Origin of the sequence: Microbacterium sp. KKR3/1 (assembly GCF_021272365.1) — a bacterium.
GTDB lineage: Bacteria > Actinomycetota > Actinomycetes > Actinomycetales > Microbacteriaceae > Microbacterium > Microbacterium aurugineum.
This window is the reverse complement of record NZ_JAJSDW010000003.1, coordinates 302,869-326,410: the sequence shown is the minus strand read 5'-3', so window position 1 is coordinate 326,410 and position 23,542 is coordinate 302,869. Positions and strand designations below refer to the sequence as shown.

At 67.8% G+C, this 23,542-nt stretch carries 27 protein-coding genes and 1 tRNA gene; 15 read left to right on the top strand and 13 right to left on the bottom strand.

Annotation, left to right across the window (positions count from 1 at the left end; translation table 11 throughout):
- Positions 1–159 precede the first annotated feature (159 nt).
- From LVJ59_RS16535 to LVJ59_RS16525, 3 genes are read left to right on the top strand one after another with little or no spacing between them, the layout of a single operon-like run.
- Positions 160–741, top strand: a complete 582-nt coding sequence (locus LVJ59_RS16535; protein ID WP_232763828.1) for an isochorismatase family protein — start codon at positions 160–162, stop codon at positions 739–741.
- A complete protein-coding gene (locus LVJ59_RS16530; protein WP_232763827.1) occupies positions 738–1,271 on the top strand; it encodes a DUF1697 domain-containing protein in 534 nt (177 codons plus the stop codon). The genes LVJ59_RS16535 and LVJ59_RS16530 overlap by 4 nt, the downstream gene beginning before the upstream one ends.
- On the top strand, positions 1,268–1,900 hold the full coding sequence (locus LVJ59_RS16525; RefSeq protein ID WP_232763826.1) for a M23 family metallopeptidase: 633 nt from the start codon (positions 1,268–1,270) through the stop codon (positions 1,898–1,900). Before LVJ59_RS16530 ends, LVJ59_RS16525 begins: the two co-directional genes overlap by 4 nt.
- 3 nt (positions 1,901–1,903) lie before the next feature.
- Here LVJ59_RS16525 and LVJ59_RS16520 read toward each other — a convergent pair whose 3' ends face one another.
- A complete protein-coding gene (locus LVJ59_RS16520) occupies positions 1,904–2,119 on the bottom strand; it encodes a hypothetical protein (RefSeq protein ID WP_232763825.1) in 216 nt (71 codons plus the stop codon).
- Between the two features lie 25 nt (positions 2,120–2,144).
- Between LVJ59_RS16520 and LVJ59_RS16515 the strand changes: the two genes are divergently transcribed.
- Complete coding sequence (locus tag LVJ59_RS16515) at positions 2,145–2,660, top strand: CGNR zinc finger domain-containing protein (RefSeq protein WP_232763824.1); 516 nt, start codon at positions 2,145–2,147, stop codon at positions 2,658–2,660.
- Positions 2,661–2,690: 30 nt separating this feature from the next.
- Here the strand turns inward: LVJ59_RS16515 and LVJ59_RS16510 are convergent, their stop codons facing one another.
- Positions 2,691–3,236 (bottom strand): type 1 glutamine amidotransferase domain-containing protein, encoded by a 546-nt coding sequence (locus LVJ59_RS16510; RefSeq protein WP_047521566.1) that lies wholly within the window; start codon positions 3,234–3,236, stop codon positions 2,691–2,693.
- 172 nt (positions 3,237–3,408) lie between these two features.
- Here LVJ59_RS16510 and LVJ59_RS16505 point away from each other — a divergent pair, with 172 nt between their 5' ends.
- A complete protein-coding gene (locus LVJ59_RS16505) occupies positions 3,409–3,861 on the top strand; it encodes a hypothetical protein (protein WP_232763823.1) in 453 nt (150 codons plus the stop codon).
- Positions 3,862–3,887: 26 nt separating this feature from the next.
- Here the strand turns inward: LVJ59_RS16505 and LVJ59_RS16500 are convergent.
- Positions 3,888–3,960, bottom strand: a tRNA-Lys gene (locus tag LVJ59_RS16500).
- A 139-nt stretch (positions 3,961–4,099) separates the two neighbouring features.
- On the bottom strand, positions 4,100–4,759 hold the full coding sequence (locus LVJ59_RS16495) for a fasciclin domain-containing protein (protein ID WP_232763822.1): 660 nt from the start codon (positions 4,757–4,759) through the stop codon (positions 4,100–4,102).
- Between the two features lie 150 nt (positions 4,760–4,909).
- On the opposite strand from LVJ59_RS16495, the gene sigK reads away from it, so the two are divergent.
- The 4 genes from sigK to LVJ59_RS16475 all read left to right on the top strand — a co-directional run bounded on the left by sigK (position 4,910) and on the right by LVJ59_RS16475 (position 8,040).
- Positions 4,910–5,509 (top strand): ECF RNA polymerase sigma factor SigK, encoded by a 600-nt coding sequence (gene sigK, locus LVJ59_RS16490; protein WP_208526474.1) that lies wholly within the window; start codon positions 4,910–4,912, stop codon positions 5,507–5,509.
- On the top strand, positions 5,506–6,300 hold the full coding sequence (locus tag LVJ59_RS16485; RefSeq protein WP_232763821.1) for an anti-sigma factor: 795 nt from the start codon (positions 5,506–5,508) through the stop codon (positions 6,298–6,300). Before sigK ends, LVJ59_RS16485 begins: the two co-directional genes overlap by 4 nt.
- A 29-nt stretch (positions 6,301–6,329) precedes the next feature.
- Positions 6,330–6,959: a DNA-directed RNA polymerase subunit beta gene (locus LVJ59_RS16480; protein WP_232763820.1), complete on the top strand. Its 630-nt coding sequence runs from the start codon at positions 6,330–6,332 to the stop codon at positions 6,957–6,959.
- A gap of 196 nt (positions 6,960–7,155) precedes the next feature.
- Positions 7,156–8,040, top strand: a complete 885-nt coding sequence (locus tag LVJ59_RS16475) for an aminodeoxychorismate lyase (protein ID WP_232763819.1) — start codon at positions 7,156–7,158, stop codon at positions 8,038–8,040.
- A 525-nt stretch (positions 8,041–8,565) separates the two neighbouring features.
- Here LVJ59_RS16475 and pstB read toward each other — a convergent pair.
- The 7 genes from pstB to LVJ59_RS16440 form a co-directional block, all read right to left on the bottom strand.
- A complete protein-coding gene (gene pstB / locus LVJ59_RS16470; RefSeq protein WP_047521552.1) occupies positions 8,566–9,345 on the bottom strand; it encodes a phosphate ABC transporter ATP-binding protein PstB in 780 nt (259 codons plus the stop codon).
- Between the two features lie 28 nt (positions 9,346–9,373).
- Positions 9,374–10,459: a phosphate ABC transporter permease PstA gene (gene pstA / locus LVJ59_RS16465; protein ID WP_232763818.1), complete on the bottom strand. Its 1,086-nt coding sequence runs from the start codon at positions 10,457–10,459 to the stop codon at positions 9,374–9,376.
- 1 nt (position 10,460) lies between these two features.
- The gene (gene pstC, locus LVJ59_RS16460; protein WP_134351957.1) at positions 10,461–11,438 is read right to left on the bottom strand and encodes a phosphate ABC transporter permease subunit PstC; all 978 of its coding nucleotides are present in this window, start codon (positions 11,436–11,438) and stop codon (positions 10,461–10,463) included.
- Positions 11,439–11,542: 104 nt separating this feature from the next.
- Entirely contained in the window at positions 11,543–12,643 is a 1,101-nt protein-coding gene (locus LVJ59_RS16455; protein WP_047521546.1) for a phosphate ABC transporter substrate-binding protein PstS, read from the bottom strand.
- A 171-nt stretch (positions 12,644–12,814) separates the two neighbouring features.
- A complete protein-coding gene (locus LVJ59_RS16450) occupies positions 12,815–13,804 on the bottom strand; it encodes an NUDIX domain-containing protein (protein ID WP_232763817.1) in 990 nt (329 codons plus the stop codon).
- Complete coding sequence (locus LVJ59_RS16445; protein WP_047521544.1) at positions 13,801–15,966, bottom strand: RNA degradosome polyphosphate kinase; 2,166 nt, start codon at positions 15,964–15,966, stop codon at positions 13,801–13,803. The genes LVJ59_RS16450 and LVJ59_RS16445 overlap by 4 nt, the downstream gene beginning before the upstream one ends.
- A gap of 51 nt (positions 15,967–16,017) precedes the next feature.
- Positions 16,018–16,701, bottom strand: coding sequence for a response regulator transcription factor (locus tag LVJ59_RS16440; protein WP_232763816.1), 684 nt, complete (start codon positions 16,699–16,701; stop codon positions 16,018–16,020).
- A 73-nt stretch (positions 16,702–16,774) separates the two neighbouring features.
- On the opposite strand from LVJ59_RS16440, the gene LVJ59_RS16435 reads away from it, so the two are divergent.
- The 3 genes from LVJ59_RS16435 to LVJ59_RS16425 all read left to right on the top strand — a co-directional run bounded on the left by LVJ59_RS16435 (position 16,775) and on the right by LVJ59_RS16425 (position 18,950).
- Positions 16,775–17,065: a hypothetical protein gene (locus LVJ59_RS16435; protein ID WP_047521540.1), complete on the top strand. Its 291-nt coding sequence runs from the start codon at positions 16,775–16,777 to the stop codon at positions 17,063–17,065.
- A 150-nt stretch (positions 17,066–17,215) separates the two neighbouring features.
- The gene (locus LVJ59_RS16430) at positions 17,216–17,818 is read left to right on the top strand and encodes an FABP family protein (protein ID WP_047521538.1); all 603 of its coding nucleotides are present in this window, start codon (positions 17,216–17,218) and stop codon (positions 17,816–17,818) included.
- Between the two features lies 1 nt (position 17,819).
- Positions 17,820–18,950, top strand: coding sequence for a folate-binding protein (locus LVJ59_RS16425; RefSeq protein ID WP_232763815.1), 1,131 nt, complete (start codon positions 17,820–17,822; stop codon positions 18,948–18,950).
- Between the two features lie 2 nt (positions 18,951–18,952).
- Here LVJ59_RS16425 and LVJ59_RS16420 read toward each other — a convergent pair whose 3' ends face one another.
- Positions 18,953–19,780: a class I SAM-dependent methyltransferase gene (locus LVJ59_RS16420; RefSeq protein WP_047521535.1), complete on the bottom strand. Its 828-nt coding sequence runs from the start codon at positions 19,778–19,780 to the stop codon at positions 18,953–18,955.
- 58 nt (positions 19,781–19,838) lie between these two features.
- Between LVJ59_RS16420 and LVJ59_RS16415 the strand changes: the two genes are divergently transcribed.
- On the top strand, positions 19,839–20,588 hold the full coding sequence (locus LVJ59_RS16415; RefSeq protein ID WP_047521533.1) for a phosphoglyceromutase: 750 nt from the start codon (positions 19,839–19,841) through the stop codon (positions 20,586–20,588).
- 122 nt (positions 20,589–20,710) lie between these two features.
- On the opposite strand, the gene phoU is transcribed toward LVJ59_RS16415, so the two are convergent.
- Positions 20,711–21,421, bottom strand: a complete 711-nt coding sequence (gene phoU, locus LVJ59_RS16410) for a phosphate signaling complex protein PhoU (protein ID WP_047521531.1) — start codon at positions 21,419–21,421, stop codon at positions 20,711–20,713.
- A 216-nt stretch (positions 21,422–21,637) separates the two neighbouring features.
- On the opposite strand from phoU, the gene LVJ59_RS16405 reads away from it, so the two are divergent.
- Entirely contained in the window at positions 21,638–22,861 is a 1,224-nt protein-coding gene (locus LVJ59_RS16405; protein WP_232763814.1) for a cell wall metabolism sensor histidine kinase WalK, read from the top strand.
- Positions 22,858–23,541 carry a response regulator transcription factor gene (locus tag LVJ59_RS16400; protein WP_047521528.1) on the top strand — a complete coding sequence of 228 codons (684 nt, stop codon included), beginning with the start codon at positions 22,858–22,860 and terminating at the stop codon, positions 23,539–23,541. Before LVJ59_RS16405 ends, LVJ59_RS16400 begins: the two co-directional genes overlap by 4 nt.
- Position 23,542: the final 1 nt, after the last annotated feature.

The window sequence follows — 23,542 nt, the reverse complement described above, 5'->3', positions numbered from 1 at the left end:
GCTGGCTAGAAATCAAGGGTTTGTGGGCGCGATTCGATCTACACCGTTTCACTCGTAATGAAAAGGTCGTCAGTTCGATTCTGACAAGCGGCTCCGAAGGCCCCGTGATGCGAAGAACATCACGGGGCCTTTCCCGTCCCCACGGCGTAACCTCGAAGTATGAGTAGAGCGCTTCTCATCGTCGATGTGCAGAACGACTTCACCGAGGGCGGTGCGCTCGAGGTCGTGGGCGGTGATGCGGTGGCCTCCGCCGTCACGGGCTACCTCGCCGCGCACGCCACGGATTACGAGGTGATCATCGCCTCCCGCGACTGGCATGACGCCGAGGGGGACAACGGGGGTCACTTCGCCGAGACGCCGGACTTCATCGACTCCTGGCCGGTGCACTGCGTCGCCGGGACCCCGGGGGCCGACTACGATCCGCTCCTCGTGACCGATTCCGTGACCCACCACGTCCGCAAGGGCCAGGGCAAGCCCGCCTATTCGATGTTCGAGGGGGAGACCGAAGCACAGGAGACCGTCGGTGAGGTACTGGCGGCGGCCGGGGTGCTCAGCGCGGATGTCGTCGGGATCGCGACGGATCACTGTGTCCGTGCGTCAGCCCTCGACGCGATCGCCCACGGTGTCCACGTCCGCATCCTGACCGACCTCGTCGCGGGGGTCGCTCCGGAGGCGAGTGAGACCGCGTTGGCCGAGCTCGTGCATGCCGGCGCGGAACTGGTCCTGAGCGCGGACGCGTGAGTCATAGCGTCCTCCTGCTGCGGGCCGTGAACGTCAGCGGACGCAACAGGGTTCCGATGGGGCGGCTGCGCGACGTGCTGGCAGCCGAGACGGACCTCGCCGATATCTCCACCTACATCGCCAGCGGGAACATCGTCTGCGCGACTCCGTCGGATCCCGAGGCCGTACGCGCTGCTGTCCGTTCCGTGATCCACCGCGAGTTCGGGGTGGACACCCCCGTGATCCATCGGACCCATGCGCAGCTGGTCTCGTCGGAATCCGCGCAGCCCTTTCCCGAAGGGGATGTGACTTTCGTGCACGCGATGTTCCTGGAGGGGCGTCCTGCGAGTGGTGCGCTCGCAGCGTTGGAGGAACACCTGCGCCCTGCAGAGCGCCTCGCTCTCGTCGACGACGACCTGTGGATCGACTACGGCGAAGGCGGCGTGCATTCCACGAAGCTGACGAAGGCGGTGCTCGACCGTGCGCTCGGCGTGGCGGGCACAGCGCGCAACCTCCGCACGATCCGTGCGCTCATCGAGCTGGCCGCGTGATCCCCGCGGGCGCCGTCGAACTCGCGTTGCCCTTCGAGGGGCGTTGGAAGGCGCAGAACAGTCCGGCGTCCCGCGTGCCCAGCCATGGCACCGAGCTGTTCGGAACCTCCCACGCGATCGACTTCGTGCCCGTCGACACGGAAGGGCGTAGCGCGCCGCGCACACTCGCGAGTCTGATCGGAACCGAGAGACCGGAGACCTTCGTGGGCTTCGGGCGGCCGATCCTCAGCCCGGTCACGGGAGAGGTGCTGGCGACCCACGATGGCGAACCGGATCACGTGGCGAGGCGATCCCCGCTGTCGCTGCTGGGGTATGCACTCACGCAATCTTCGCGCATCCGTGCGGGGGCGCCGGCGATCGCGGGCAACCACGTGGTCCTCCGCGTGCCTGAGGGAGTGGTGCTGCTCGCCCACCTGCGGAGGGGAAGCATCCAAGTGCGTGGGGGACAGAGAATCCTCCAGGGCGCGAAGTTGGGTGAGTGCGGCAACTCGGGGAACAGTACCGAACCTCACCTGCACGTGCAGGTGTCGGACTCGCTCCTGGGGAATGCCCGTGGCGTCCCCCTCGTCTTCGCTCGACCGACCGGTGGCCCGTGGATACCGCGGAACGGTGAGATCGTCGACGTCTGAGCCTCAGCGCCCTGCACCACCGAGTTCCCCGCTCACCCCGACGGGTGGTGTGTGAGGGTGCGCCTGCAGGTCGACACGTCGGGATCCGCAGTCCGCACAGCGCACGTAGAGCACGACGCCCTCGCTCGTCGGGTGTCGGGATTCCACCCGCCAGCCGTGTTCATGGGTCGCGGTCTTCGGTCGGAGGCGGGGGATCGGGAGAGTGTTCGGCGAGGTCATGCATCCAGCGTGATGTAATGGTCTTATGCATCTCAACCCTTACGGCGAGTATGCGGTCCTGCTGGCCGCGTCGTTGGCGAACGACTGGCCAAGGGATCGCGCTGGCATCGAGGAGCGCACCCTCGCCCTCGGGATGACGCAGACATTCCCGCCGGCGCCCGAGGACCATGCGGAAGTCCGAGCGGTCATCGACGACTGGCTCGCGATCGTCGACGAGTCCGATGCCGACGCGAGGGCGCTACTGCTGAACGCACAGCTCGCCGCCGCCGCCGCGTATCCACGGCTGACCAACCACGACGGCGAAGGCTGGCACCTGCACTACCGCGATGACGTGCCGTCGCTGCCCTACGTGCTCCGGGCGATCATCAGCCTCGGCACGTCGCTGCATCTCGTCACCCGGGGAATGAGCAGGCTCGGGCGCTGCCAGGCCGCGCCGTGCACGAATGTCGTGGCGGACGTGACGCGCAACGGTCGCCAGCGGTTCTGCTCCGTGCGCTGCGCCAACCGTGCGGCCGTCCGTCGGCATCGGGCTCGCCTCTGAGGCCGAGGTTTCGGCCTCAGAGGCGCGGAATCAGGCCGTCTGGCCCGCGTGCTTCCCTTCGCCGATCTCCTCGACGAGCTTCGCGTTGAAGGCCGGGAGATCATCGGGTGTGCGGCTGGAGACGAGTCCTTCGTCCACGATGACCTCTTCGTCGACCCAGGTCGCTCCGGCATTGCGGAGGTCGGTGGTCAGGCTCGGGTAGCTCGTGAGCGTCCGGCCGTCCACGACGTCCGCCTCGATGAGGATCCAGGCGCCGTGGCAGATCACGCCGACGGGCTTGTGCTGGTCGAAGAAGGCGCGGGCGAGCGCGATCGACGGCTTGTCGAGGCGCAGGTGGTCGGCGTTGACGACACCGCCGGGAAGGACGAGGGCGTCGAAGCTGTCGGCCGCCGCCTCGGAGGCGAGCAGGTCGACGGCTTGCTCGTGACCGTTTTTCCCTGTGATCGCCGCTCCCGCCGGGGCGATCAGTGTCGCGCTCGCGCCCGCGGCGGTGACCGCCTCCCACGGGCTGGTGAGCTCGCTGTCCTCGAATCCGTCGGTCGCCAGGAACGCCACTCGGTTGCCGGTGAGGGTCATCGTTCATCCTTTCGTGGGGAGTCGCCCGCGGATGCGGACGAGTCGACCCTCTCCCGGAACGAGCGAGGAGTGAAGGGGGTGGCCGGGGAGCGGGGGAGGATGCTAGAGGCGGAGTCGGGCGGTCGCGGAGCGCTCCCGTCGGATCGGAGTGGGGAGGCAGTAGCATCCAGCCATGCGCTTCCGTTCTGCCCTCGTCCTCGTGCCGGTGCTCGTGCTGCTCGCCGGCTGCGCTCCTGAGCCCGCGCCGAGCCCCTCGCCGACCGCGTCGACCGCCGCGCCTTCGCCGACGTCATCTCCGATCGACACGGCGACACCACAGCCGACCGAGTCTGCGACGGCATTCGCGACCGCCCAACTGGTGGAGCTGTGCACGCAGAAGACTCGGAGTCTCGCGCCGGATGCGACCTATTTCGCCGACATGGCGACCACGGAATGGCTCGGCGGGCAGTCGCTCTGGTTCGTCGTGATCCCGAAGACCCTGAACGGGCAGGACAGTGTCGCGGTGTGCGCGATCGGCGGCACCCCGGACGCTCCGGTGTTCGACCTCGAAGGCGAGACGCTGCCGAGCGGCGTGGCCGAGATCCGTGACGAGCTGCTGGCAGGAATGCACGACGGTGAATCCTGAACGGGTTCGGTGCGCTCGTGCTGCGGTGGGCCCCGTGGGGCTCGAACCCACGACCCGCGGATTAAAAGTCCGATGCTCTGCCGACTGAGCTAGAGGCCCCTGCGTCAAGTGTAGTGCGCAAGAAGAAGGGCCGTCAGCGACATGACTCCGCTGACGGCCCTTCTCTCCTTCTCAGGATCCTCCCCCTACTCCCGAGAAGGGCGTGCGTCGGGTGTCCTCCCACCCGACAGCGCCCGGCTTAGGATACCGGGGGCATCAGGACCGTGTCGATGAGGTACACGGTCGCGTTCGCGGTCTGGACTCCACCGCAGATGACCTTCGCGTCGTTGACCATCAGGTCGTCGCCGCTGCCCGTGACCTCGAGCTCGGCGCCCTGCACGGTCTTGTGCATGCCGTCGATGTCGGCCGGCTCGATCTGGCCGGGGACCACGTGGTAGGTCAGGATCGAGCTCAGCGTGGCGCTGTCGGTCTTGAGGGCCTCGATCGTGGCCGGGTCGATCTTCGCGAAGGCGTCATCCACCGGTGCGAACACGGTGAACTCGCCGCCGTTCAGGGTGTCGACCAGGTCGACGTCGGGGTTGAGCTGTCCGCTCACCGCCGAGACCAGCGTGGTCAGCAGCGGGTTGTTCGAGGCCGCGACCGCGACCGGGTCCTGGGCCATGCCCTCGACGGATCCTGCGCCGTCCGGCACGGCGTCGGCGTATGCCGCGCAGCCGGGACCGACCAGGTTCGCCGCCGGGTCCATCTCCGTCGGCGTCGACTCCGACGTCTCCGGTGCCTTCGGCTCGGACGACTCGTCCGTGGTGCTGCCGCTGCCCATGGAACAGGCCGAGAGCAGGAATGCGCTCGCCAGGCCGAGGGTGATCGCTGCGGTGACCTTCTTCTTGGTGCTGAACATGTCGAGCTCCTTCAGAACTGAGCCACGGCCTCTCCGTGGCGTCGAGTGCTGTTCGGAGCCCCTGCGGCATCGGATGGGAAGAATCTCAGAAATCTTTGAAATCGCTCCGGCAGCGGCCTCGTCTGCGCGAGACCGGGGCGGAGATACGGCATGCTTATAGGGATGGTCATCGATGGGTTCGACGTTCCCGAGGACGGAGCGACGCAGGATGCTGTCGCCGACCTCATCGTCCGCGTCGCGTCAGGTGATCAAGCTGCCTTCGCGACTCTCTACGATCTGCTCTCCTCTCGCGTGTTCGGCCTCATCCTCCGTGTGCTGGTCAACCGCTCGCAGAGCGAAGAAGTGCTTCAAGAGGTCTTTCTGGAGATCTGGCAATCCGCTTCGCGCTTCGCTCCGAACAGAGGTCAGGGACGAGCATGGATCATGACGATCGCTCATCGCCGGGCCGTTGATCGGGTGCGTGCATCGCAGTCGAGCGCCGACCGAGACGTACGAGCAGGATTCAAGGACATCGGCGTCGCGCACGACAGTGTCGCGGAGCAGGTCGAATTGGGGATAGAGGGAGGGAAGGTCGTCGAAGCGCTCTCGGGGCTTCCGGAAGCGCAACGCGAAGCACTCGTCCTCGCGTATTACGGCGGTTACAGTCAAAACGAGATCGCGGCCCTCGTGGGCGCGCCGCTGGGGACGATCAAGACACGGATGCGAGACGGGCTGACCCGTCTGCGCACGGCGATGGGGGTGACGGCATGAACGAGAAGGACTTCGCGGAGCTCGCGGCAGGTGCCGCGCTGAACTCGCTGTCTGCAGACGACGAGCGTCGGTACCTCGCTGCCCTCGCGGAGCACCCGGAATGGGAGGACACCGTGGATGAGGATGCTGCCACCGCTGCGTCACTCGCGGACCCCGTCGAACCGGTCACTGCTCCCGCGCACATCCGATCCGCGCTGCTCGCACAGATCGCGGACCTGCCCCAGGACGGCGGAACGCGGTCCGATCCGGATGCCACCTCGGCGATCACGAACGCCCCCGTCGCCACCCAGAGCGATGCCATCGACACTCGTGCCGAGCAGAAGCCGAAGCAGCGCCGCTGGACGCGGAGCGTGTTCGCCCTGGCGGCGTGCCTGGCCGTGCTGGTCGGCGTCGGAATCGGTGCGGTCGCCCTCAACCAGCAACTGAATCCTCCCGCCAGCGTGGTCGCGCTGCAGGAGATCGAGGCCGCGGGAGACGCCGAGCAGGCGACGGTCGCCCTTGATGACGGGGGTTCGGCGACCGCGCACTGGTCCGCCTCGGTCGGCAAGGCCGTGCTGGTCGCCGACGGCATCCCCACCCCTGCAGAGGGGGAGACATACGAGCTCTGGTTCGTCCGCGGTGATGCCCCGGTCTCGGCGGGTGTGTTCGATGTGGACGGCGGCGACGCCACGGCGCTCCTGACGGGCGAGATGCAGGCGGGCGACGCGATCGCCGTGACCGTCGAGCAGGCCGGTGGATCTCCGACGGGCCAGCCGACCACGGACCCGGTCATCGTCATCCCCACGGCCTGACCGTCGTCGATCGCGCGTACCCTGGAGGGATGCCCGAGCAGCACCACCGCCCCGTGCGTCGCCCCACCACCGCCTTCGACAACATCGTCGGTTCGCACGATCCCGCCGAGGAGACCCGTGTCGCGCACGCCACGGCTTCCGCGCTGCTGACCCGTGTACGCGCGGACGAGAGCGGCGCGAGCGCCGAGCGACTTGTGGCCTTCACAGCCGAGCACGGCATCGACGAGATCGCCGAGCTCTGGTCGAAGGCACCATCGCGTACGCTTCCCGGAGCACTGTGGCGTCTCTACGTGCTGCAGCTCGCGATCCACGCGGACGCTCGCATGGCCGCACTGCTCTACGACCGGGGCCGTGTCGAACTGTCGTCGGCGGACACCGTGATCGCGGGTGCTCCGGTGCCGGCGGGGCCGGAGGAACTCGTCGCCCTCATCGACACCATCCTGCGCGGGGCCTTCCGCGGCGACTTCGCCGTGGCACTCGATCGCGCCGCAGCTTTCTGTCGTGTGCAGGCGTCCGGTGCGACCCATACCGCCGACGACTACGAGCCGACGGAGCCTGCGCGCGCCAGCGAGCTCACGACGCGGGCACTCCGCTTGAGCAGCTATGCGCAGGATCTGGCAGCTTCGGCCGTGCTGTGGCGCACAGGAGCCCTCAGCTGAGCGGATCCTCACCGGGGGAGCGCTGGTGCTTCCGCAGCGTTCGGCGCGCCTGGACAAGAAAAGACCGGGCCGCAAGAACGCCTCTCGGCGGAAGGCCGCTCGTAGCGGCAAAAAATGGAGCCCGGGGTTATGCGGCCCGGCCATTCAATTGTAACGCGATGCAGCCGTGGGTATTCCCGCCCTCTAGGCTCGGATCATGACCGGGCGCTTCGCATTCATGATCGATCCCGTGGACATCGAGGAGCAGCGCTCCGACTATGCCGACACGTTCACCCAGGTGGATGCGGCGGCGCCGGCGCTCAGCGTCGGTGAACTCAGTACCCAGCGGGGTGACGGCGTGTTCGAGTCCATCGGCGTCGTCGACGGGCACGCGCAGGAAGTGGTCCCGCATCTGGAGAGGCTCGCGCACTCCGCGCGCCTGTGCGATCTCCCCGCACCGAACCTCGCGCAGTGGCATCAGGCCATCGACGAGGCGGCGGCACAGCTCGGATCCGGTGAGTCCGTCATCAAGCTCATCCTCAGTCGTGGCGTCGAGCACGGGCCCACTCCCACGGCCTGGGTCACGGCTGCACCGGCGCCCGACTTCTCCGCCGTGCGGGAGAACGGGGTGCGCGTCGTCACTCTGGACCGTGGTTACGACCTCGGCGCGGCCGAGCGGGCACCGTGGTTGCTGCTGGGCGCCAAGACCCTGTCGTATGCCGTGAACATGGCGGCCCTGCGTGAGGCTCACCGCCGCGGCGCGGACGATGCGATCTTCCTTTCGAGCGACGGCTTCGTGCTCGAGGCACCCACGGCTTCGCTGATCCTGCGGTTCGGGGACCGCTTCGTGACCCCGGCGCCGAACGGGGGCATCCTGCACGGGACGACCCAGCTCAGCGTGTACGAGCACCTCGCGGCGCAGGGCTTCGAGACCGCCTACGACCGTATCCCGGCAGCGGATCTCCCGCGAGCGGATGCGGCCTGGCTGGTGTCGAGCGTCCGCCTCGCCGCAGCCATCACCGCGATCGACGGTGCCTCTCTCCCGGTGGACCCCAGCCTGACAGCCGACCTGAACCGCTACCTGCTCTCTCCCCGCGACTGAAGCCTCTCCTCGGTCCGGTTCGCTGGGCCGAAACGGAGAGCATCCGTCCGCACTGCGGTGTGCCCCACCAGACACGCCGTGACGTGCGCGAGACGTCTCTGTTTTGGCACGCCACACCCCGTGTCGGCGTGCCACGCAGTCGTCAGAGGAGAGCCGGGGCGAGGTGTGCTCCGCGTGCGAGAGCACCCCGGATCGCGGCCTCCACGAGCGGCCAGTCGTCGATGATGAGCTCGTAGGTGAACCGGAGTGTCGTGTACCCGGCGCGGCTTCGCCGACACGGACCCGGCCCTCATCCCAGTGCATCACGCAGTCCTCGCACGCCGACCGGGGGGTTCCCGCGTTCCCCATCCAGACGTGGTGAACGGAAGTGAACGAAGTCGCTGTGTTCCCTCCGGTGCAGTCGTCGCACACGACCCTCGGATGTGCGAAAACCCAGACCATCGGGACTCAGAGCGGCGTGTCGCTGGGGGACACGCCGTCACGAGCGCGAATGGTCTGGGTTTTCGAAGTCCCAGCGGCGAGGGGTCAGCCGAAGCGGCCGGAGACGTAGTCCTCTGTGGCCTGCACAGAGGGTGTGGTGAAGATCGACATGGTGTCGTCGTACTCGATGAGCTTGCCGGGCTTGCCGGTGCCGGCGATGTTGAAGAACGCCGTCTTGTCCGACACGCGCGAGGCCTGCTGCATGTTGTGCGTGACGATGACGATCGTGAACTCGTTCTTGAGTTCGCTGATGAGCTCTTCGATCGCGTAGGTCGAGATGGGGTCCAGGGCCGAACACGGCTCGTCCATCAGCAGGACCTGCGGCGACACGGCGATCGCGCGGGCGATGCACAGTCGCTGTTGCTGGCCGCCGGAGAGCCCGGAACCCGGCTTGTCGAGCCGGTCCTTGACCTCGTTCCACAGGTTCGCACCCGTGAGGGACTTCTCGACGAGGGCATCCTGGTCGCTCTTCGACATGCGGCTGTTGTTGAGCTTGACCCCGGCGAGTACGTTCTCCTTGATCGACATGGTGGGGAACGGGTTCGGCCGCTGGAACACCATGCCCACCTGGCGGCGCACGAGCACCGGGTCGACTCCGGGCCCGTAGAGGTCCTTGCCGTCGAGCAGGACCTCGCCCTCGACGCGTGCGCGGGGGATGACCTCATGCATGCGGTTGAGGGTGCGAAGGAACGTCGACTTGCCACAGCCCGAGGGGCCGATGAAGGCTGTGACGCTGCGCGGTTGGATGTCGAGGGAGACGCCTTCGACGGCGAGGAAGTCGCCGTAGTAGACGTTGAGGTCGTTGACTTCGATGCTCTTGGACACGTGTTTCCTATTCCGGGTGGGCCGCCGCTCAGCGGCCGGCGAGCTTGGGTGCGAACAGCTTCGCGATGAGTCGGGCGAGCAGATTCAGCAGCATGACGATGAGGATGAGGGTGAGGGCGGCGGCCCAGGCGCGGGCGATTGCCGCGTCCGGGTTCGTGCCCTGGTTCATGTACTGGTTGTAGGCGAACACCGGCAGCGTCATCATCTGCCCGTTGAAGATGTTCGTGTTCAGGCTCTGGGTGAAGCCGGCAGTGAGCAGAAGCGGCGCCGTCTCTCCGATCACCCGCGAGATGGCCAGCATGATCGACGTCATGATGCCCGCGATCGACGTCGGCAGCACGACCTTCAGGATGGTGAGCCACTTCGGCACTCCGAGGGCGTAGGACGCCTCTCGCAGTTCGTTGGGGACGATGCGCAGCAACTCTTCGCTGCCTCGCACGACCACGGGGGTCATCAACACGGCAAGCGCGAGAGCTCCCATGAATCCCATCGAGATGCCCGGGCGCACCAGCAGCGAGAACACTGCGTAGATGAACAGACCCGCCACGATCGAGGGGATGCCGGTCATCACGTCGACGAAGAAGGTGATCGCCTTCGCGATCTTCCCGCGGCCGTACTCGACGAGGTAGATCGAGGTCATCAGGCCGATGGGTACGGAGATGACGGTGGCTGTCAGCGTGATGAGCACAGTGCCCCAGATGGCGTGGACGATTCCACCGCCTTCGCCGACGACGTTGCGCATCGAGTAGGAGAAGAACTCCAGGTCGAAGCGCTCGATGCCGTTGGCGACGACCGTCCAGAGCAACGAGATGAGTGGCAGGAGCGCGATGAGGAAGGCTGTCGCGACCAGTGCGGTCATGAGCCTGTCGATCGCCTTGCGGCGACTCTCCGCGATGGAGGAGATCACGGTGATGATCACCATGTAGATCAGGATCCCGCAGATCACGGTACCGACGATGTTGAAGTCGGCGAGGCTGGAACCGGCAGCGGCCACGGCGAAGATCGCGGCCGAGATGGCGAAAGATGCCGCGAGCAGCGCCCACGGAGCCCACTTGGGGAGCTTGCCCGAGGTGAGCGGCGCGGTGCTCGCGGGAGCGGCGGTCAGGACGGTCATGTCAGTTGGCTCCCGAGAACTCGGCGCGGCGAGCGACGATCCATCGCGCCAGCGCATTGACGGCGAAGGTCACGACGAAGAGGATGAGGCCGGTGGCGATCAGCGTGTTCACTCCGGTGTCGTGTGCCTCGGGGAAGGCCAGGGCGATATTGGCCGGGATCGGCGTGGGGTTCGTCGCGGTGAGTACCAGGAAGGTGACCACCGCGGAAGGGGAGAGCACCATGGTCACAGCCATGGTCTCGCCGAGTGCCCGGCCGAGGGCGAGCATCGCCGCCGAGACCATGCCGCCGCGAGCGAAGGGCAGGACGGCCATACGCACCATCTCCCATCGGGTGGAACCGAGGGCGAGGGCTGCCTCCTCGTGGAGCTTCGGGGTCTGCAGGAAGACCTCGCGGCAGATGGCGGTCATGATCGGGATGCACATCACTGCCAGCACGAGAGCCGCGGTGAGGATCGTCTTCCCGGTCGACGACACCTGGCCCCCGAAGAAGGGGACCCAGGAGGCGTTCTCGTTCAGCCAGGCGTAGATCGGCTGCAGGAGTGGGGCGAGCACGAGGCCGCCCCAGAGTCCGAAGACGACGGAGGGAACGGCGGCGAGCAGATCGATGATGTAGCCGAGGACCGCGGCGAGACGCCGGTGGGCGTAGTGGGAGATGAACAGCGCGATGCCGATCGCGATGGGAGCGGCGATGAGGAGCGCGATGAATGAGGCCCAGAGCGTTCCGAAGATGAGCGGCCACACGTACGACCAGAAGGACTCACCCTTGAGGATGTGGTTGTCGCTGGTGTCGAGCTCGAAGGCGGGGAGGCTCTGAATGAAGAGGAAGGCGGCGACGAGCGCGAGGACGATGAGGATGACGATCCCCGCCCCGAGCGCGGTGCCGGAGAAGACCCGGTCGCCAAGTCGCTGCTTCGCCTTGATAGGCGCAGGTGGCGCCTTGGTCGGCGTCGGTGTCGGCGCCTGGGCTGTCGTGCTCATGATCTCCCTGTTTCGGGCCGGGTCGATATGGATCGGATACTGACCGGGAGGTGCCCCCGCGCCCCGTCGGGACGCGGGGGCACCGTGTCAGCGTGTCGGCGTGATCAGCCGACCTGGATCAGGTCGATCGCGGCGAGGACCTGATCGCGCAGGCCGTCCGAGATCGGTGCGCTGCCGGCGTTCTCGGCCGCAGCGTCCTGGCCCTCAGCGCTCGCGATGTAGGTGAAGTACTCCTTCACGAGCTCCGCGACGTTGCTGTCCTCGTACTGCTCGCAGCCGATGAGGTAGCTGACCAGGGCGATCGGGTAGGCGCCGTCCGAAGCGGTGGCGGGGTCGACGTCGAAGACGAGGTCCCCTGCGCCGCGGCCTTCGACCAGCGGCGAGTTCTCGACGAGCTTGGCGGCAGCCTCGGCCGAGTAGGCGACGAAGTCCCCACCCACGCCGACAGCGACCTGTCCGAGGCCCTCGGCCTGCGAAGCGTCGAGGAAGCCGATGGCGCCGTTGCCCGCCGTGATGGCCTGCTTCACGCCGGAGGTGCCCTGCGCTGCCTCGCCACCCTGGATCGGCCACACGTCGGCCGGCTCGTAGGTCCAGACGTCACCTGCCGTGGCGTTGAGGTACTTGGTGAACGTCTCCTGCGTCCCCGAGGGGTCGGAGCGGTGCACGGGCGAGATGGCCAGGTCAGGCAGCTCGACGCCGTCGTTCAGGGCGGCGATCTCCGGGGCGTTCCAGTTGGAGATGGTGCCGGCGAAGATGCCCGCGATGGTCGCGGCGTCCAGGTTGAGGGAGTCGACGCCCTCGAGGTTGAACGCGACGGCAACCGGCGAGATGTAGAGCGGGACCTCGACGATGTCGTCGGTCGTGCAGGCGCCGAAGCCCCCGGCGGCCACCTCTTCGTCGTTGAACGCGCGGTCGGAGCCGATGAAGTTGCTGCCGCCTTCGAGGAAGTTCTCGCGACCCGTACCGGATCCGGTGGGCTCGTAGTTGACGGTCACGTCGGGGTTCGCGGTCTGGAACGCGGCGACCCAGGCTTCCTGAGCGGCCGCCTGCGAGGACGCACCGGTGGCGTCGATCGTTCCGGAGAGTGTGGAATCGGTGGGAGCTTCGGTGGAACCGGAGCCGCCTTCGTTCGCGGCGCAACCGGCGAGAGCGAGAGCGGCGACGGCGCCGATGGCGCCGATTCGTGCGATTCGGGAGATCTTCACTGTGGATCCTTCGATCTTGGATGGGTGGGGCCCGGTGCAGGGCACACAGTGACGCTATGGGCGACGGTTAACGAGACTCTCCCGAGCAGGTGAACGGCAGGTGAACGACGGGCGACTCTCTGGGGTGCTTCCGCGTGATTCCGGCGGTGGTGTCCGGAATCCGTCGACTCGTCAGACCTTCGGGATGTGCGTCTCGATCGCGATGATGCCGGAGCCGGGGTTGGTGGACGACAGGTGCACGACCGAGAACGCGGCAGGCTCGAGGTCGGCGGCGCTGCCGAGATACGACCCGGTGACGGTGCCGGTCGCGAGGGCGATCTCCGACAGCAGCCCGGGGAGCACGGGACCGTGACTGCACAGCACGGCCGGCTTTCCGGACCGCACTCGTCGGCCGACCACGGATCGAAGATCGGCCGCGCCGTCTTCCCAGGTGTCCTGGCTGATCTTCTCCGTCTGCACCGGCTTCCGACCGAGGGCCTTCGCGAGCGGGGTGACGGTCGCGACGCAACGCACCGCGTCACTCGTGACGATCTTGCGCACACCGAAGGCGCGGAGCGGCCCGACGATGGACTTCGCCTGGGTGCGGCCACGTTCGGTGAGCGGGCGCGCAGCGTCCGAGCGGTCCCAGTCCGAGCGCGAGAGCGCCTTCGCGTGGCGCAGCACGATCACGGGGAAGGTGCGCAGCACGCCGTCATCGACCAGGTTGGAGAAGAAGTCGAGGATCTCCAGGTCGACCGGGTAGCTCAGTCGGTTGCGTGCCTTCTTCACGCTGACCCATTCGAGCGCCGCGATCTCCCGATTGGGCACGAACGTGGACTCGCGGATCGCGTCCTCCGTCGCCTCGGCCGCCCAGTAGTGCACGACCTTCTGCTTGCGGGAGGCGAGGTGGTAGCGGCTCACTCCGATGGGAACACCGAGGGAGACGCGGATGCCGGTCTCCTCGTGCACCTCGCGCACGGCGGTCTCGGCGAGCATCTCTCCCGGATCCACCTTCCCCTTGGGCAGCGTGACGTCCCGGTACTTGGTGCGATGGATCAGGAGGATCCGCAACTTGCCGTCGATGATCCGCCAGACCACGGCGCCTGCGGCGTACACCGCCTTGTCGGCCCACTTCGACCCCGTCTCGGAGTCGGGCGGGAGCTGCAGCTGCCGCCGGATCATCGAACCGCCCGTGCGCGGCGGCGCCGCTGGATCAACCCCATGGTCTTATCCTGCAGGTCGATCAGGGGCTTTCCGTCGGCATCCACGGCGTGGCGCTCCCAGACGCCGTCGGCGCCGAGGTGCCACGACGAGGTGCCGTCGTTCATCGCCAGGTCGAAGAAGGTCCGGAGCTCCTTGAGATGTGCGGGGTCGGTCACGCGCACCAGTGCCTCGACGCGACGGTCGAGGTTGCGGTGCATCATGTCCGCGCTGCCGATGTACACCTGCGGGTCGCCGGCGTTCTCGAACGCGAAGATCCGCGAGTGCTCGAGATAGCGGCCGAGGATGCTGCGCACCGTGATGTTGTCGCTGATGCCGTCCAGGTCGGTGCGCAGGCTGCAGATGCCACGCACCCAGACGTCGACCTTCACGCCCGCGGCGCTCGCACGGTACAGCGCGTCGATGATCTCCTCGTCCACCATCGAGTTCACCTTGATGCGGATGTGGGCGGGGATCCCGGCTTCCGCGTTCTTGCGCTCGGCATCGATCTGGCGGATCAGTCCCTTGCGGAGGTGGAGCGGGGCGACGAGGAGTCGTTTGAACTTCTTCTCGATGGCGTACCCGCTCAACTCGTTGAACAGGCGCGTCAGGTCCTTGCCGACCTGTGCGTCGGCGGTGAAGAGCCCGAAGTCCTCGTAGATGCGGCTGGTCTTGGGGTTGTAGTTGCCGGTCCCGACGTGGGAGTAGTGCCGCAGCATCCCTTCTTCCTCGCGGATGACCAGGGCGAGTTTGCAGTGTGTCTTGAGTCCCACGAGGCCGTACACGACGTGCACGCCGGCCTTCTCGAGCTTGCGCGCCCAGACGATGTTGTTGGCCTCGTCGAACCGGGCCTTCACCTCGACCAGCGCGAGGACCTGCTTGCCGGCCTCAGCGGCGTCGATCAGGGCCTGCACGACGGGGCTGTCTCCGGAGGTGCGGTACAGGGTCTGCTTGATGGCGAGCACATGCGGGTCACGGGCGGCCTGCTCGAGGAAGGCCTGCACGCTCGTGGTGAACGACTCGTACGGGTGGTGGACGAGCACGTCCGATTTGCGGATCGCCTTGAAGATGTCGGCCCGTGCGCTCGATCCCGCGGGCTGGAAGGCCACCGCCGTGGTGGGCAGGTGCGGCGGGTAGCGCAGATCGGGCCGGTCGATGCGCGAGAGGTCGAAGAGTCCGCGGAGGTCGAGAGGCCCGGGGAGGCGGTAGACCTCGAGGTCCGTGATGTCGAGCTCGCGGACCAGCAGATCCATCGTGACGTCATCCATGTCATCGGTGATCTCGAGCCGGATCGGCGGACCGAACCGGCGGCGCAGGAGCTCGGCCTCCAGCGCCTGGATGAGGTTCTCGCTCTCGTCCTCCTCGATCTCCACATCTTCGTTGCGGGTGAGGCGGAACGCATGGTGGTCGAGCACCTCCATGCCCGGGAACAGGTCGCCCAGGTGGTTGGCGATGAGTTCCTCCAGGCGCAGGAAGCGCTTGATCTCGCCGGCGCCGGGAACCTCCACGAAGCGGGGGAGCATCGGCGGGACCTTGATGCGCGCGAACTCCTGGCGCCCGGTGCGGGCGTTGCGGATGCGGATCGCGAGGTTCAGCGAGAGTCCGGAGATGTAGGGGAACGGGTGCGCCGGGTCGACCGCGAGGGGCATCAGCACCGGGAACACCTGCGCCTGGAAGTAGTCGGACAGCGCGGAGCGCTCGCCGTCCGTGAGCTCGGACCAGTCCGTGATCTCGATACCGGATTCGGCGAGGGCGGGGCGCACGAGCGAGTTCCACGCGTCCGCGTGGCGCAGCTGCAGTGCGTGCGCCTCACGGGAGATGTCGGCCAGCGCGTCGACGGGGGAGCGGCCGATGTTCGTCGGCACCGCGAGACCGGTCATGATGCGCCGCTTGAGGCCTGCGACGCGCACCATGAAGAACTCGTCGAGGTTGCTGGCGAAGATGGCCAGGAAGTTCGCCCGCTCGAGTTCGGGGAGCGACGGGTCTTCCGCGAGCTCCAACACGCGCTGATTGAACGCGAGCCAGCTCAGCTCGCGATCCAGGTAGCGGTGGTCGGGCAGCAACGAGTCCGGGGACTCGATGGCGTCGAAGTCGTCGTCTTCGGCGTCACCGAGACCGGCGTCGGCGAGTGCGGGATCGATCATGGGGTACATCTAAGCACCGCCAGGTGACGCTCGTGTGAACGGTGTCGATCCTCAGTGGCCCGCGGCGACGCTCTCTTCTTCGTTGACGTTGAAGCGATAGCCGACGTTGCGCACCGTGCCGATGATCTGTTCCTGGTCGCCGAGCTTCGCCCGGAGGCGCCGCACGTGCACGTCGACCGTGCGGGTTCCGCCGAAATAGTCGTAGCCCCACACCTCGCTGAGCAGCTGCTCCCGCGTGAAGACGCGCGAAGGATGGGTGGCCAGGAAGTGCAGCAGCTGGAACTCCTTGTAGGTGAGGTCCAACGGCCTGCCGCGCAGCTTCGCCGAGTACGACTGCTCGTCGATCGTGACTCCGGAAGCCTGCACGCTCGCGGGCTCGGCGACCTCATCGCGTCGGGCCAGTGCGAGGCGGAGGCGCGCGTCGATCTCCGCCGGGCCCGCGGTCGCGAGCAGTACGTCGTCGATTCCCCAGTCGCCCGAGAGAGCGCTCATGCCGCCCTCCGTGACGACGAGGAGGAGGGGAGCGTCCTGACCTGTGGCGCGCAGCAACCGGCACAGCGACTTCGCGGCGACCAGATCATGACGTCCGTCGACGATCACGACGTCGTACTCCGGAGCGTTGACCAGCTGTGCGGGTTCCGCAGGGATGTGGCGCGCTCTATGGCTCAGCAGCTCAAGGGCGGGCAGGACCTGCTCCGAGAGCGGAGCATTGGTCAGAACCAGGACCAGGGCCACGCGCACTCCTCACCGACGGGGGATCGACGTCGTGCCGCCATGATACCGGGGCGGATGCGCAACAATGGTTGTCATGACGGAACCAGCACTCGCACCACGCAACGCGTTCGTCGGTGTGATCGTCGTGTGGGCGGCGGCATTCGTCGCGACCGTCGCGATCGGGATCTTCGTGCCGGAGGAGTGGCGTGTCCCCTGGATGCTGGTGGGCTTCGGAGGCGTTGTCCTGCTCTCCTTCGCCGTGCAGCTCTGGTACGGCCGCACCCAGGGATTCATCTTCCGGGTGGCGAGCAGCGTGATCGGCGCCCTGATGCTGATGGGGCTCATCTCGGTCGGTTTCGGTCTCGCGGCGCTGATCCCGTCCTGACGACGGCGGGGCGCGGTAAGGTGGGGGACATGGACCTCATGGCGCTCGAAATCTTCTTCATCGGCCTGCTGGGCCTCGCGAGCCTCGCTATCGTCTTCGTCTCGGCAGTGGTGCTGCGCAACCTCTTCCGCGGCCAGCGCTGACGCGATCGTGATCGAGCTGCCCGTCGACCTTCCGGCCGATCTCGTCCCCTTCGCGTGGCTGATCGGCGTCTGGGAGGGTACCGGTGTCATCGACTACCCGGTCGGCGATGAACGCCTGCAGGGTGAGTTCACCCATCGGGTCAGTTTCAGCCATGACGGCGGCCCGTTCCTGAACTACTCCGGCTCAGCCACCTTCCTCACCGACGAGGGGGCGCCGGCGGCGGCACTGCTCGCCGAGACGGGATTCTGGCGACTCGCGCGACCGGCGACGGACTCGGATCCCGGTCCCGCGCTGCTCCCGCCCACCGCGCCCGCCGTCGCACGCACGGTCGACGACGTGGAGGAACTGCGCGCGCCGAGCGGCGGATTCCCCATCGAGGTGTCGCTCGCGCACGCAGACGGTGCTCTCGAGCTGTACATCGGCGAGATCAACGGTCCGCGCATCGACATCGGCTCCGACGCCGTCGTGCGCAGCGCCGGTGCCAAGGTGCACACCGCGTCATCGCGCATGTACGGCCTCGTCGACGGACACCTGCTGTGGGCGTGGGACATCGCCGCGCTCGGCACCCCGCTGCGCTCCCATGCATCCGCCCGGCTGGCCAAGGTCTGAGATGTCCGCTTTCGACCAGGTCGACGGTGCCGTCGCCGAGGGTGATCTGATCGCCCACTTCGGCGATGTGTTCCGAGAGCAGCGGCGTCTCGCCGAGGGCGCGGCTCTCGCCCCGCTCGGCGATCGCGCCGTGATCGAGGTCGCGGGTCCGGAGCGGTTGAGCTGGCTCGATTCGATCACGTCGCAGGCCGTCGGACGCCTCGCCCCCGGTGACAGCACCGAGCTTCTGGTGCTCGACCCGCAGGGCCGGGTGGAGCACGCGGCCGGTGTCGTCGACGACGGTGCATCCACGTGGCTCATCGCCGACGACGGAGACGCCGAGGCGCTTGCCGGCTGGTTGACGCGGATGAAGTTCCGCACGCAGGCGACCGTCGACCTCCGCTCCGACCTCGTGCTGGTCGGTTACATCGACGGCGGCGTCATCTCCGCGACGGCGACCGCAGCGGCGTTCGCCCCGAACGGCACCGCACTCGTGTGGTCCGACCCGTGGCAGCGGATCAGCGTCGGCGGACACCAGTATTCCGAGGTCATCGAGCATCCGGCAGCCGACTACGCCTGGCGGGTGGCGATCCTCGCCGCGGAGCAGGCCGACGCTCTCGCCGCTTCTCTCGACCGGGAGGCGTTCGCCGGCGTTCTCGCCGCAGAGGCTCTGCGGGTCGCGGCGTGGCGCCCGCGCTGGACGACCGAGGTCGACGAGCGCTCGCTTCCTCATGAGTCCGACTGGATTCGCAGCGCGGTGCACCTGAGCAAGGGCTGCTACCGCGGACAGGAGACCGTCGCCAAGGTCCACAACCTCGGGCACCCGCCACGTCGTCTCGCCGCGCTCCACCTGGACGGCAGCGATGCGGTCCTGCCTGAGCCCGGTACCGCGGTCTTCGCCGGTGACGACGAGGTCGGGCATCTGACCTCGGTGGCGCGTCATCATGAAGACGGTCCGATCGCCCTCGCGATCCTCTCCCGGCGCGCGCCCGTCGGCGACCTGGTGGTTCGCGCCGACGGCATCGACATCGCCGCATCGCAGCAGGTCATCGTCCCGGCCGACGCGGGGGCCACGGCAGACGTCCCGCGCCTGACCCGGCTGTCTCGGAGACCTACGGCGCCGGACCCGCGTGACGCCGTCCCCGGAAGCTGAGCTCAGCCGGGCAGCGGCGCGACCGCGGCCCACGGCAGTGTGAGCTCGCCGAGACGCCAGCGGGTGCGCCCGCCGAGCACCGGCCAGCCCTGATCCCGTAGTCCGGTCACCGCGGCGAGGAAACGCTGCGTGGCACCGAACGTCGACAGGGGAGCCGCGCGGTCCCACTCCCGGTCGAGGTCGATGAGCAGATCGTGCACGCGCTCCCCGGCGACGTTGCGGTGGATCAGGGCCTTCGGCAAACGCTCGGCGACGACGCTCGGACGTTCGAGATCGGCGAGACGGAGCGAGATCGTGAAGCGCAGCGGTGTGGCCTGCGAATCGACGTCGATCCAACTCGACACGCGCCCGATCTCGTCGCAGGTCCCTTCGAAGAGCAGGCCACCGGGGGACAGGCGTGCGGTCATGCGTGCCCAGGCATCCGGCACGTCTTCCTCGTCGTACTGGCGCAAGACGTTCATGGCCCGGATCGCCGCAGCGCTGCGTCCTCGGGGGAGGGGGACCTCGAAGCCACCCCGCGCGAACGACACGGGGAGATCGGCGGCGAAAGGAGTCCGTCCGGCCCGCACCTCCGCGAGCTGAGCCTCGGCCGTGGCGACGCGGGCGGGGTCGATCTCGAGCCCGAGCACCTCGACATCGTCGCGGACGCGCACGAGACGTGTGGCGAGTTCGAACGCGGTGACTCCGCTGGCACCGTAGCCGAGGTCGACGACCAAGGGATCGTGCGCGCGGCGCAGCGCGTCGCTCTGCGCGATCCAACGGTCGTTGCGCCGGAGTCGGTTCGTCCCCGTCGTGCCGCGGGTCGGCCGGCCGAGGGGAGATGACGCCATGTCACCATCCTCCCAGGATCCGACTCGGCGGGACGTCCCAGGTGGATAAACTGGCGGCATGACTGCGACGCGTACCCTCATCCTGCTCCGCCATGGCCGAAGCGAGTGGAACGAACTGAACCTCTTCACCGGTTGGGTGGACGTCCGCCTCAACGCTCAGGGCGAGAAGGAGGCGCGTCGCGGCGGCGAGCTGCTCGCCGAGTCCGGCATCCTGCCGGACGTGCTGCACACCTCGCTGCTGAGCCGGGCGATCCAGACGGCGAACATCGCTCTGGACGCCGCCGACCGTCTGTGGATCCCCGTGACGCGCTCCTGGCGTCTGAACGAACGTCACTACGGTGCGCTCCAGGGCAAGGACAAGGCGCAGACGCTCGAGGAGTTCGGTCCCGAGCAGTTCCAGCTGTGGCGCCGGTCGTTCGACGTGCCTCCGCCCGTGCTCGACGACGAGAGCGAGTTCAGCCAGGTGCACGATGTCCGTTACCAGGGCATCGACGGCGAGGTGCCCCGCACGGAGTCGCTCAAGCTCGTCATCGACCGCCTGCTGCCGTACTGGGAGAGCGCGATCGTCCCCGACCTCGAAGCCGGCAAGACCGTCCTCGTCACCGCGCACGGCAACTCGCTGCGCGGCCTGGTGAAGCACCTCGAGGGCATCAGCGACGAAGACATCGCCGAGCTGAACATCCCGACCGGCATCCCGCTGGTGTACGAGCTCGATGAGAACAACGTTCCGACCGGTCCCGGCCGCTACCTCGACCCCGAGGCTGCGGCTGCCGGCGCGGCCGCCGTCGCCGCGCAGGGCAAGAAGTAGGTCGAGACCCCCACACACCGTCGGCGCCCCTCCTGATTCACGCGAATCAGGAGGGGCGCCGACGTGCAGAGGGGGTCTCGACCGAAATGTCCGGAGGAACCGGAGGGAAGCGGGACGACGCGTCAGGCGTGGCCGTGTTCCTGCTGCTCCAGCTCCTGCTGTTCGACGGCGAGGGGGATGTCCTCCTCCTCGACCGCCCAGTCGCCGGTCGAGAGGTAGACGACCTTCTTCGCGACGGCCACCGCGTGGTCGGCGAAACGCTCGTGGTAGCGGCTGGCGAGTGTGGCATCGACGGTCGCCGTGGCTTCGCCCTTCCAGTTGTCGCTGAGTACCTTCTCGAAGACGGTGGCGTGCAGTTCGTCGACATCGTCGTCCGCGTTGCGGATGGCGTCGGCGAAACGCAGGTCCTGTGTGCGCAGCAGCTCCGAGAGCGTGCGCGCGACCTCGACGTCGAGCTCGCCCATCTTCACGAACGTGCCCTTGAGGCCCTTCGGGATGGCGCGCTCGGGGAAACGGAGGCGGGCGAGCTGGGCGATGTGCTCCGACATGTCGCCCATGCGCTCGAGCGAGGCGCTCACGCGCAGAGCCGTCACGACGATGCGCAGGTCGCGTGCGACCGGCTGCTGGCGGGCGAGGATCTCGATCGCCTGCTCGTCGAGGGCGACGGCCAGTTCGTCGATCTTCGCGTCGTCGGCGATGACCTCCTCGGCCAGTGCCACGTCGCTCGTGGCGAATGCCCGGGTGGCCTTGTCGATGGAGACCGTGACGAGGTCGGCGATCTCGACCAGGCGGTTCTGAAGATCCTCGAGGGACTGGTGGAACACTTCGCGCATGTTGGGGCGCAACCTTTCATTCGGATCTCGGCTGTGTCAGCGCGAGACGGCGGGTCGTCCGCACGAGAGCAGGTCTGTGCTCCCGCACAAGCCCGAAGCGATTGTCCGCTTCGAAGGTTAACGAACGGTGCCCAGCACGTGAATAGTACTTCCCCTGTTCCCGCCAGGGCGCGGAAACCCGCCGGACGGACGGTGAACGCACTCTACGCTTGTGACATGACCTTGCCGCAGCTCGCGCTGTCCTCGCTCGCCATCGGGCTGGTGATCGGTGTCGGCCTCTCCCTGCTCGTGGCCTGGGCATACCGGGCACGCGCACGTGTGCAGGAGGAGACGTCGCTGGCCGTCCCGGCCGGTATCACCGACGTTCTGCGCAGCATGGACGATGCAGCGGCGATCGTGGACAGCTCCGGCATGGTTCTCGCCTCCTCGCAGGCCGCGACCCGCTTCGGTATCGAGGTCGGCGCGACGCTCGACAACCCGGAGCTCCGTCAGCTCGTGCGTGGCGTGCGGGACACCGGAGGCTCCGTCACCGAGTCGATGCGCATCACGCGGGGAGGATTGAGCCTCGATCCGCGACTCGTGTCGGCGCGCGCGAGCGTGATAGGCACGCGCCTGGTGCTGCTGATCATCCGCGACGTCACCGAGCAGGAACGCCTCGATCAGATGCGCCGGGATTTCGTCGCCAACACGAGTCACGAGCTGAAGACCCCCGTGGGCGCGGTGAGCCTTCTCGCCGAGGCCATCGAGTCGGCGGCCGACGATCCCGCGCAGGTGCGCATCTTCGCCGCACGCATCTCCGCCGAGGCCGGAAGACTCGGGCAGCTCACCGGGCGCATCATGAGCCTGTCCCGGCTGCAGGCGGAGGACGGCCTGACGAAGGTCGGTCCCGTCGCGATCGACGAGGTGATCGCCTCCTCGATCGAGGCCCATGTCGTACAGGCGGATTCCGCCGGCGTCGAGCTCGCCAGAGGCGGAGACCGCGGCGTCTGGGTGCGCGGCGACGCGCAGATCCTCATCGAGGCGGTCGGCAACCTGATCGCCAACGCCATCGTCTACTCGCCCCGTGGATCCCGGGTGGGCGTCGGCGTGCGCGCCGAGGACGGTGTGGTCGAGATCGCGGTGTCCGACCAGGGCATCGGTATCGCGGAAGCGGACCGTGAGCGCATCTTCGAGCGGTTCTACCGAGCGGATGAGGCCCGTTCCCGGCGCACGGGCGGCACCGGACTCGGGCTGTCGATCGTCAAGCACGCCACGCAGCGCCACGGTGGGGAGGTGCGGCTGTGGTCCCGCCCCGGACGCGGCTCCACCTTCACGATCCGGCTTCCTCGGATCGACGCCCCGGAGCACGGCGACTCGGGCAAGAAGAGCAAGAAGAAGCGTGCGCGCAAGGCCGCCAAGGCTGCGGCATCCGCGCGCGCTCGAAACGGAGAGAGAACATGACCCGAATCCTTCTCGTCGAGGACGAGCCCGACCTCGCCGACCCGCTCGCGTATCTGCTCCGCCGTGAAGGCTACGAGGTGGAGATCGCGGAGGATGGCCCCGGCGCGCTTTCCGCGTTCCGGGAGCGGGGCGCGGACATCGTGCTGCTCGACCTGATGCTGCCCGGGATGCCGGGTACCGAGGTGTGCCGTCAGATCCGCTCGACGTCGGCCGTGCCGATCATCATGCTCACGGCGAAGGACTCCGAGGTCGACATCGTGGTCGGGCTCGAGCTGGGCGCCGACGACTACATCACCAAGCCGTACTCGTCGCGTGAACTGCTCGCGCGGATGCGCGCCGTGCTGCGCCGGGTCGTGCAGGCCGACGGCGAGCTCGACGAACGCGTGCTCGACGGCGGCAGGGTCTCACTCGACATCGACCGGCACACCGTGTCCGTCGCGGGTGAGCAGATCAACATGCCGCTGAAGGAGTTCGAGCTCCTCGAGGTCCTGATGCGCAACTCCGGGCGCGTGCTCACCCGCGGTCAGCTCATCGACCGGGTCTGGGGGAGCGACTACTTCGGCGACACCAAGACGCTCGACGTGCACATCAAGCGCATCCGTTCGCGCATCGAGGAGAACCCGAGCGAACCGGTGATGCTCGTCACGGTGCGCGGCCTGGGCTACCGCTTCGAGGGCTGAA

What these genes read in the sequence shown, in the direction of transcription:
- LVJ59_RS16485 (WP_232763821.1), top strand. Translation starts at nt 5,506, where the DNA reads ATGAACGAGAAGGACTTCGCGGAGCTCGCGGCAGGTGCCGCGCTGAAC.
- LVJ59_RS16445 (WP_047521544.1), bottom strand. Translation starts at nt 15,966, where the DNA reads ATGATCGATCCCGCACTCGCCGACGCCGGTCTCGGTGACGCCGAAGAC.
- LVJ59_RS16435 (WP_047521540.1), top strand. Translation starts at nt 16,775, where the DNA reads ATGACGGAACCAGCACTCGCACCACGCAACGCGTTCGTCGGTGTGATC.
- LVJ59_RS16425 (WP_232763815.1), top strand. Translation starts at nt 17,820, where the DNA reads ATGTCCGCTTTCGACCAGGTCGACGGTGCCGTCGCCGAGGGTGATCTG.
- LVJ59_RS16495 (WP_232763822.1), bottom strand. Translation starts at nt 4,759, where the DNA reads ATGTTCAGCACCAAGAAGAAGGTCACCGCAGCGATCACCCTCGGCCTG.
- LVJ59_RS16405 (WP_232763814.1), top strand. Translation starts at nt 21,638, where the DNA reads ATGACCTTGCCGCAGCTCGCGCTGTCCTCGCTCGCCATCGGGCTGGTG.
- sigK (WP_208526474.1), top strand. Translation starts at nt 4,910, where the DNA reads ATGCTTATAGGGATGGTCATCGATGGGTTCGACGTTCCCGAGGACGGA.
- LVJ59_RS16510 (WP_047521566.1), bottom strand. Translation starts at nt 3,236, where the DNA reads ATGACCCTCACCGGCAACCGAGTGGCGTTCCTGGCGACCGACGGATTC.
- LVJ59_RS16480 (WP_232763820.1), top strand. Translation starts at nt 6,330, where the DNA reads ATGCCCGAGCAGCACCACCGCCCCGTGCGTCGCCCCACCACCGCCTTC.
- LVJ59_RS16520 (WP_232763825.1), bottom strand. Translation starts at nt 2,119, where the DNA reads ATGACCTCGCCGAACACTCTCCCGATCCCCCGCCTCCGACCGAAGACC.
- phoU (WP_047521531.1), bottom strand. Translation starts at nt 21,421, where the DNA reads ATGCGCGAAGTGTTCCACCAGTCCCTCGAGGATCTTCAGAACCGCCTG.
- LVJ59_RS16535 (WP_232763828.1), top strand. Translation starts at nt 160, where the DNA reads ATGAGTAGAGCGCTTCTCATCGTCGATGTGCAGAACGACTTCACCGAG.
- LVJ59_RS16400 (WP_047521528.1), top strand. Translation starts at nt 22,858, where the DNA reads ATGACCCGAATCCTTCTCGTCGAGGACGAGCCCGACCTCGCCGACCCG.
- LVJ59_RS16515 (WP_232763824.1), top strand. Translation starts at nt 2,145, where the DNA reads ATGCATCTCAACCCTTACGGCGAGTATGCGGTCCTGCTGGCCGCGTCG.
- pstA (WP_232763818.1), bottom strand. Translation starts at nt 10,459, where the DNA reads ATGACCGTCCTGACCGCCGCTCCCGCGAGCACCGCGCCGCTCACCTCG.
- LVJ59_RS16505 (WP_232763823.1), top strand. Translation starts at nt 3,409, where the DNA reads ATGCGCTTCCGTTCTGCCCTCGTCCTCGTGCCGGTGCTCGTGCTGCTC.
- pstC (WP_134351957.1), bottom strand. Translation starts at nt 11,438, where the DNA reads ATGAGCACGACAGCCCAGGCGCCGACACCGACGCCGACCAAGGCGCCA.
- LVJ59_RS16450 (WP_232763817.1), bottom strand. Translation starts at nt 13,804, where the DNA reads ATGATCCGGCGGCAGCTGCAGCTCCCGCCCGACTCCGAGACGGGGTCG.
- LVJ59_RS16415 (WP_047521533.1), top strand. Translation starts at nt 19,839, where the DNA reads ATGACTGCGACGCGTACCCTCATCCTGCTCCGCCATGGCCGAAGCGAG.
- LVJ59_RS16420 (WP_047521535.1), bottom strand. Translation starts at nt 19,780, where the DNA reads ATGGCGTCATCTCCCCTCGGCCGGCCGACCCGCGGCACGACGGGGACG.
- LVJ59_RS16475 (WP_232763819.1), top strand. Translation starts at nt 7,156, where the DNA reads ATGACCGGGCGCTTCGCATTCATGATCGATCCCGTGGACATCGAGGAG.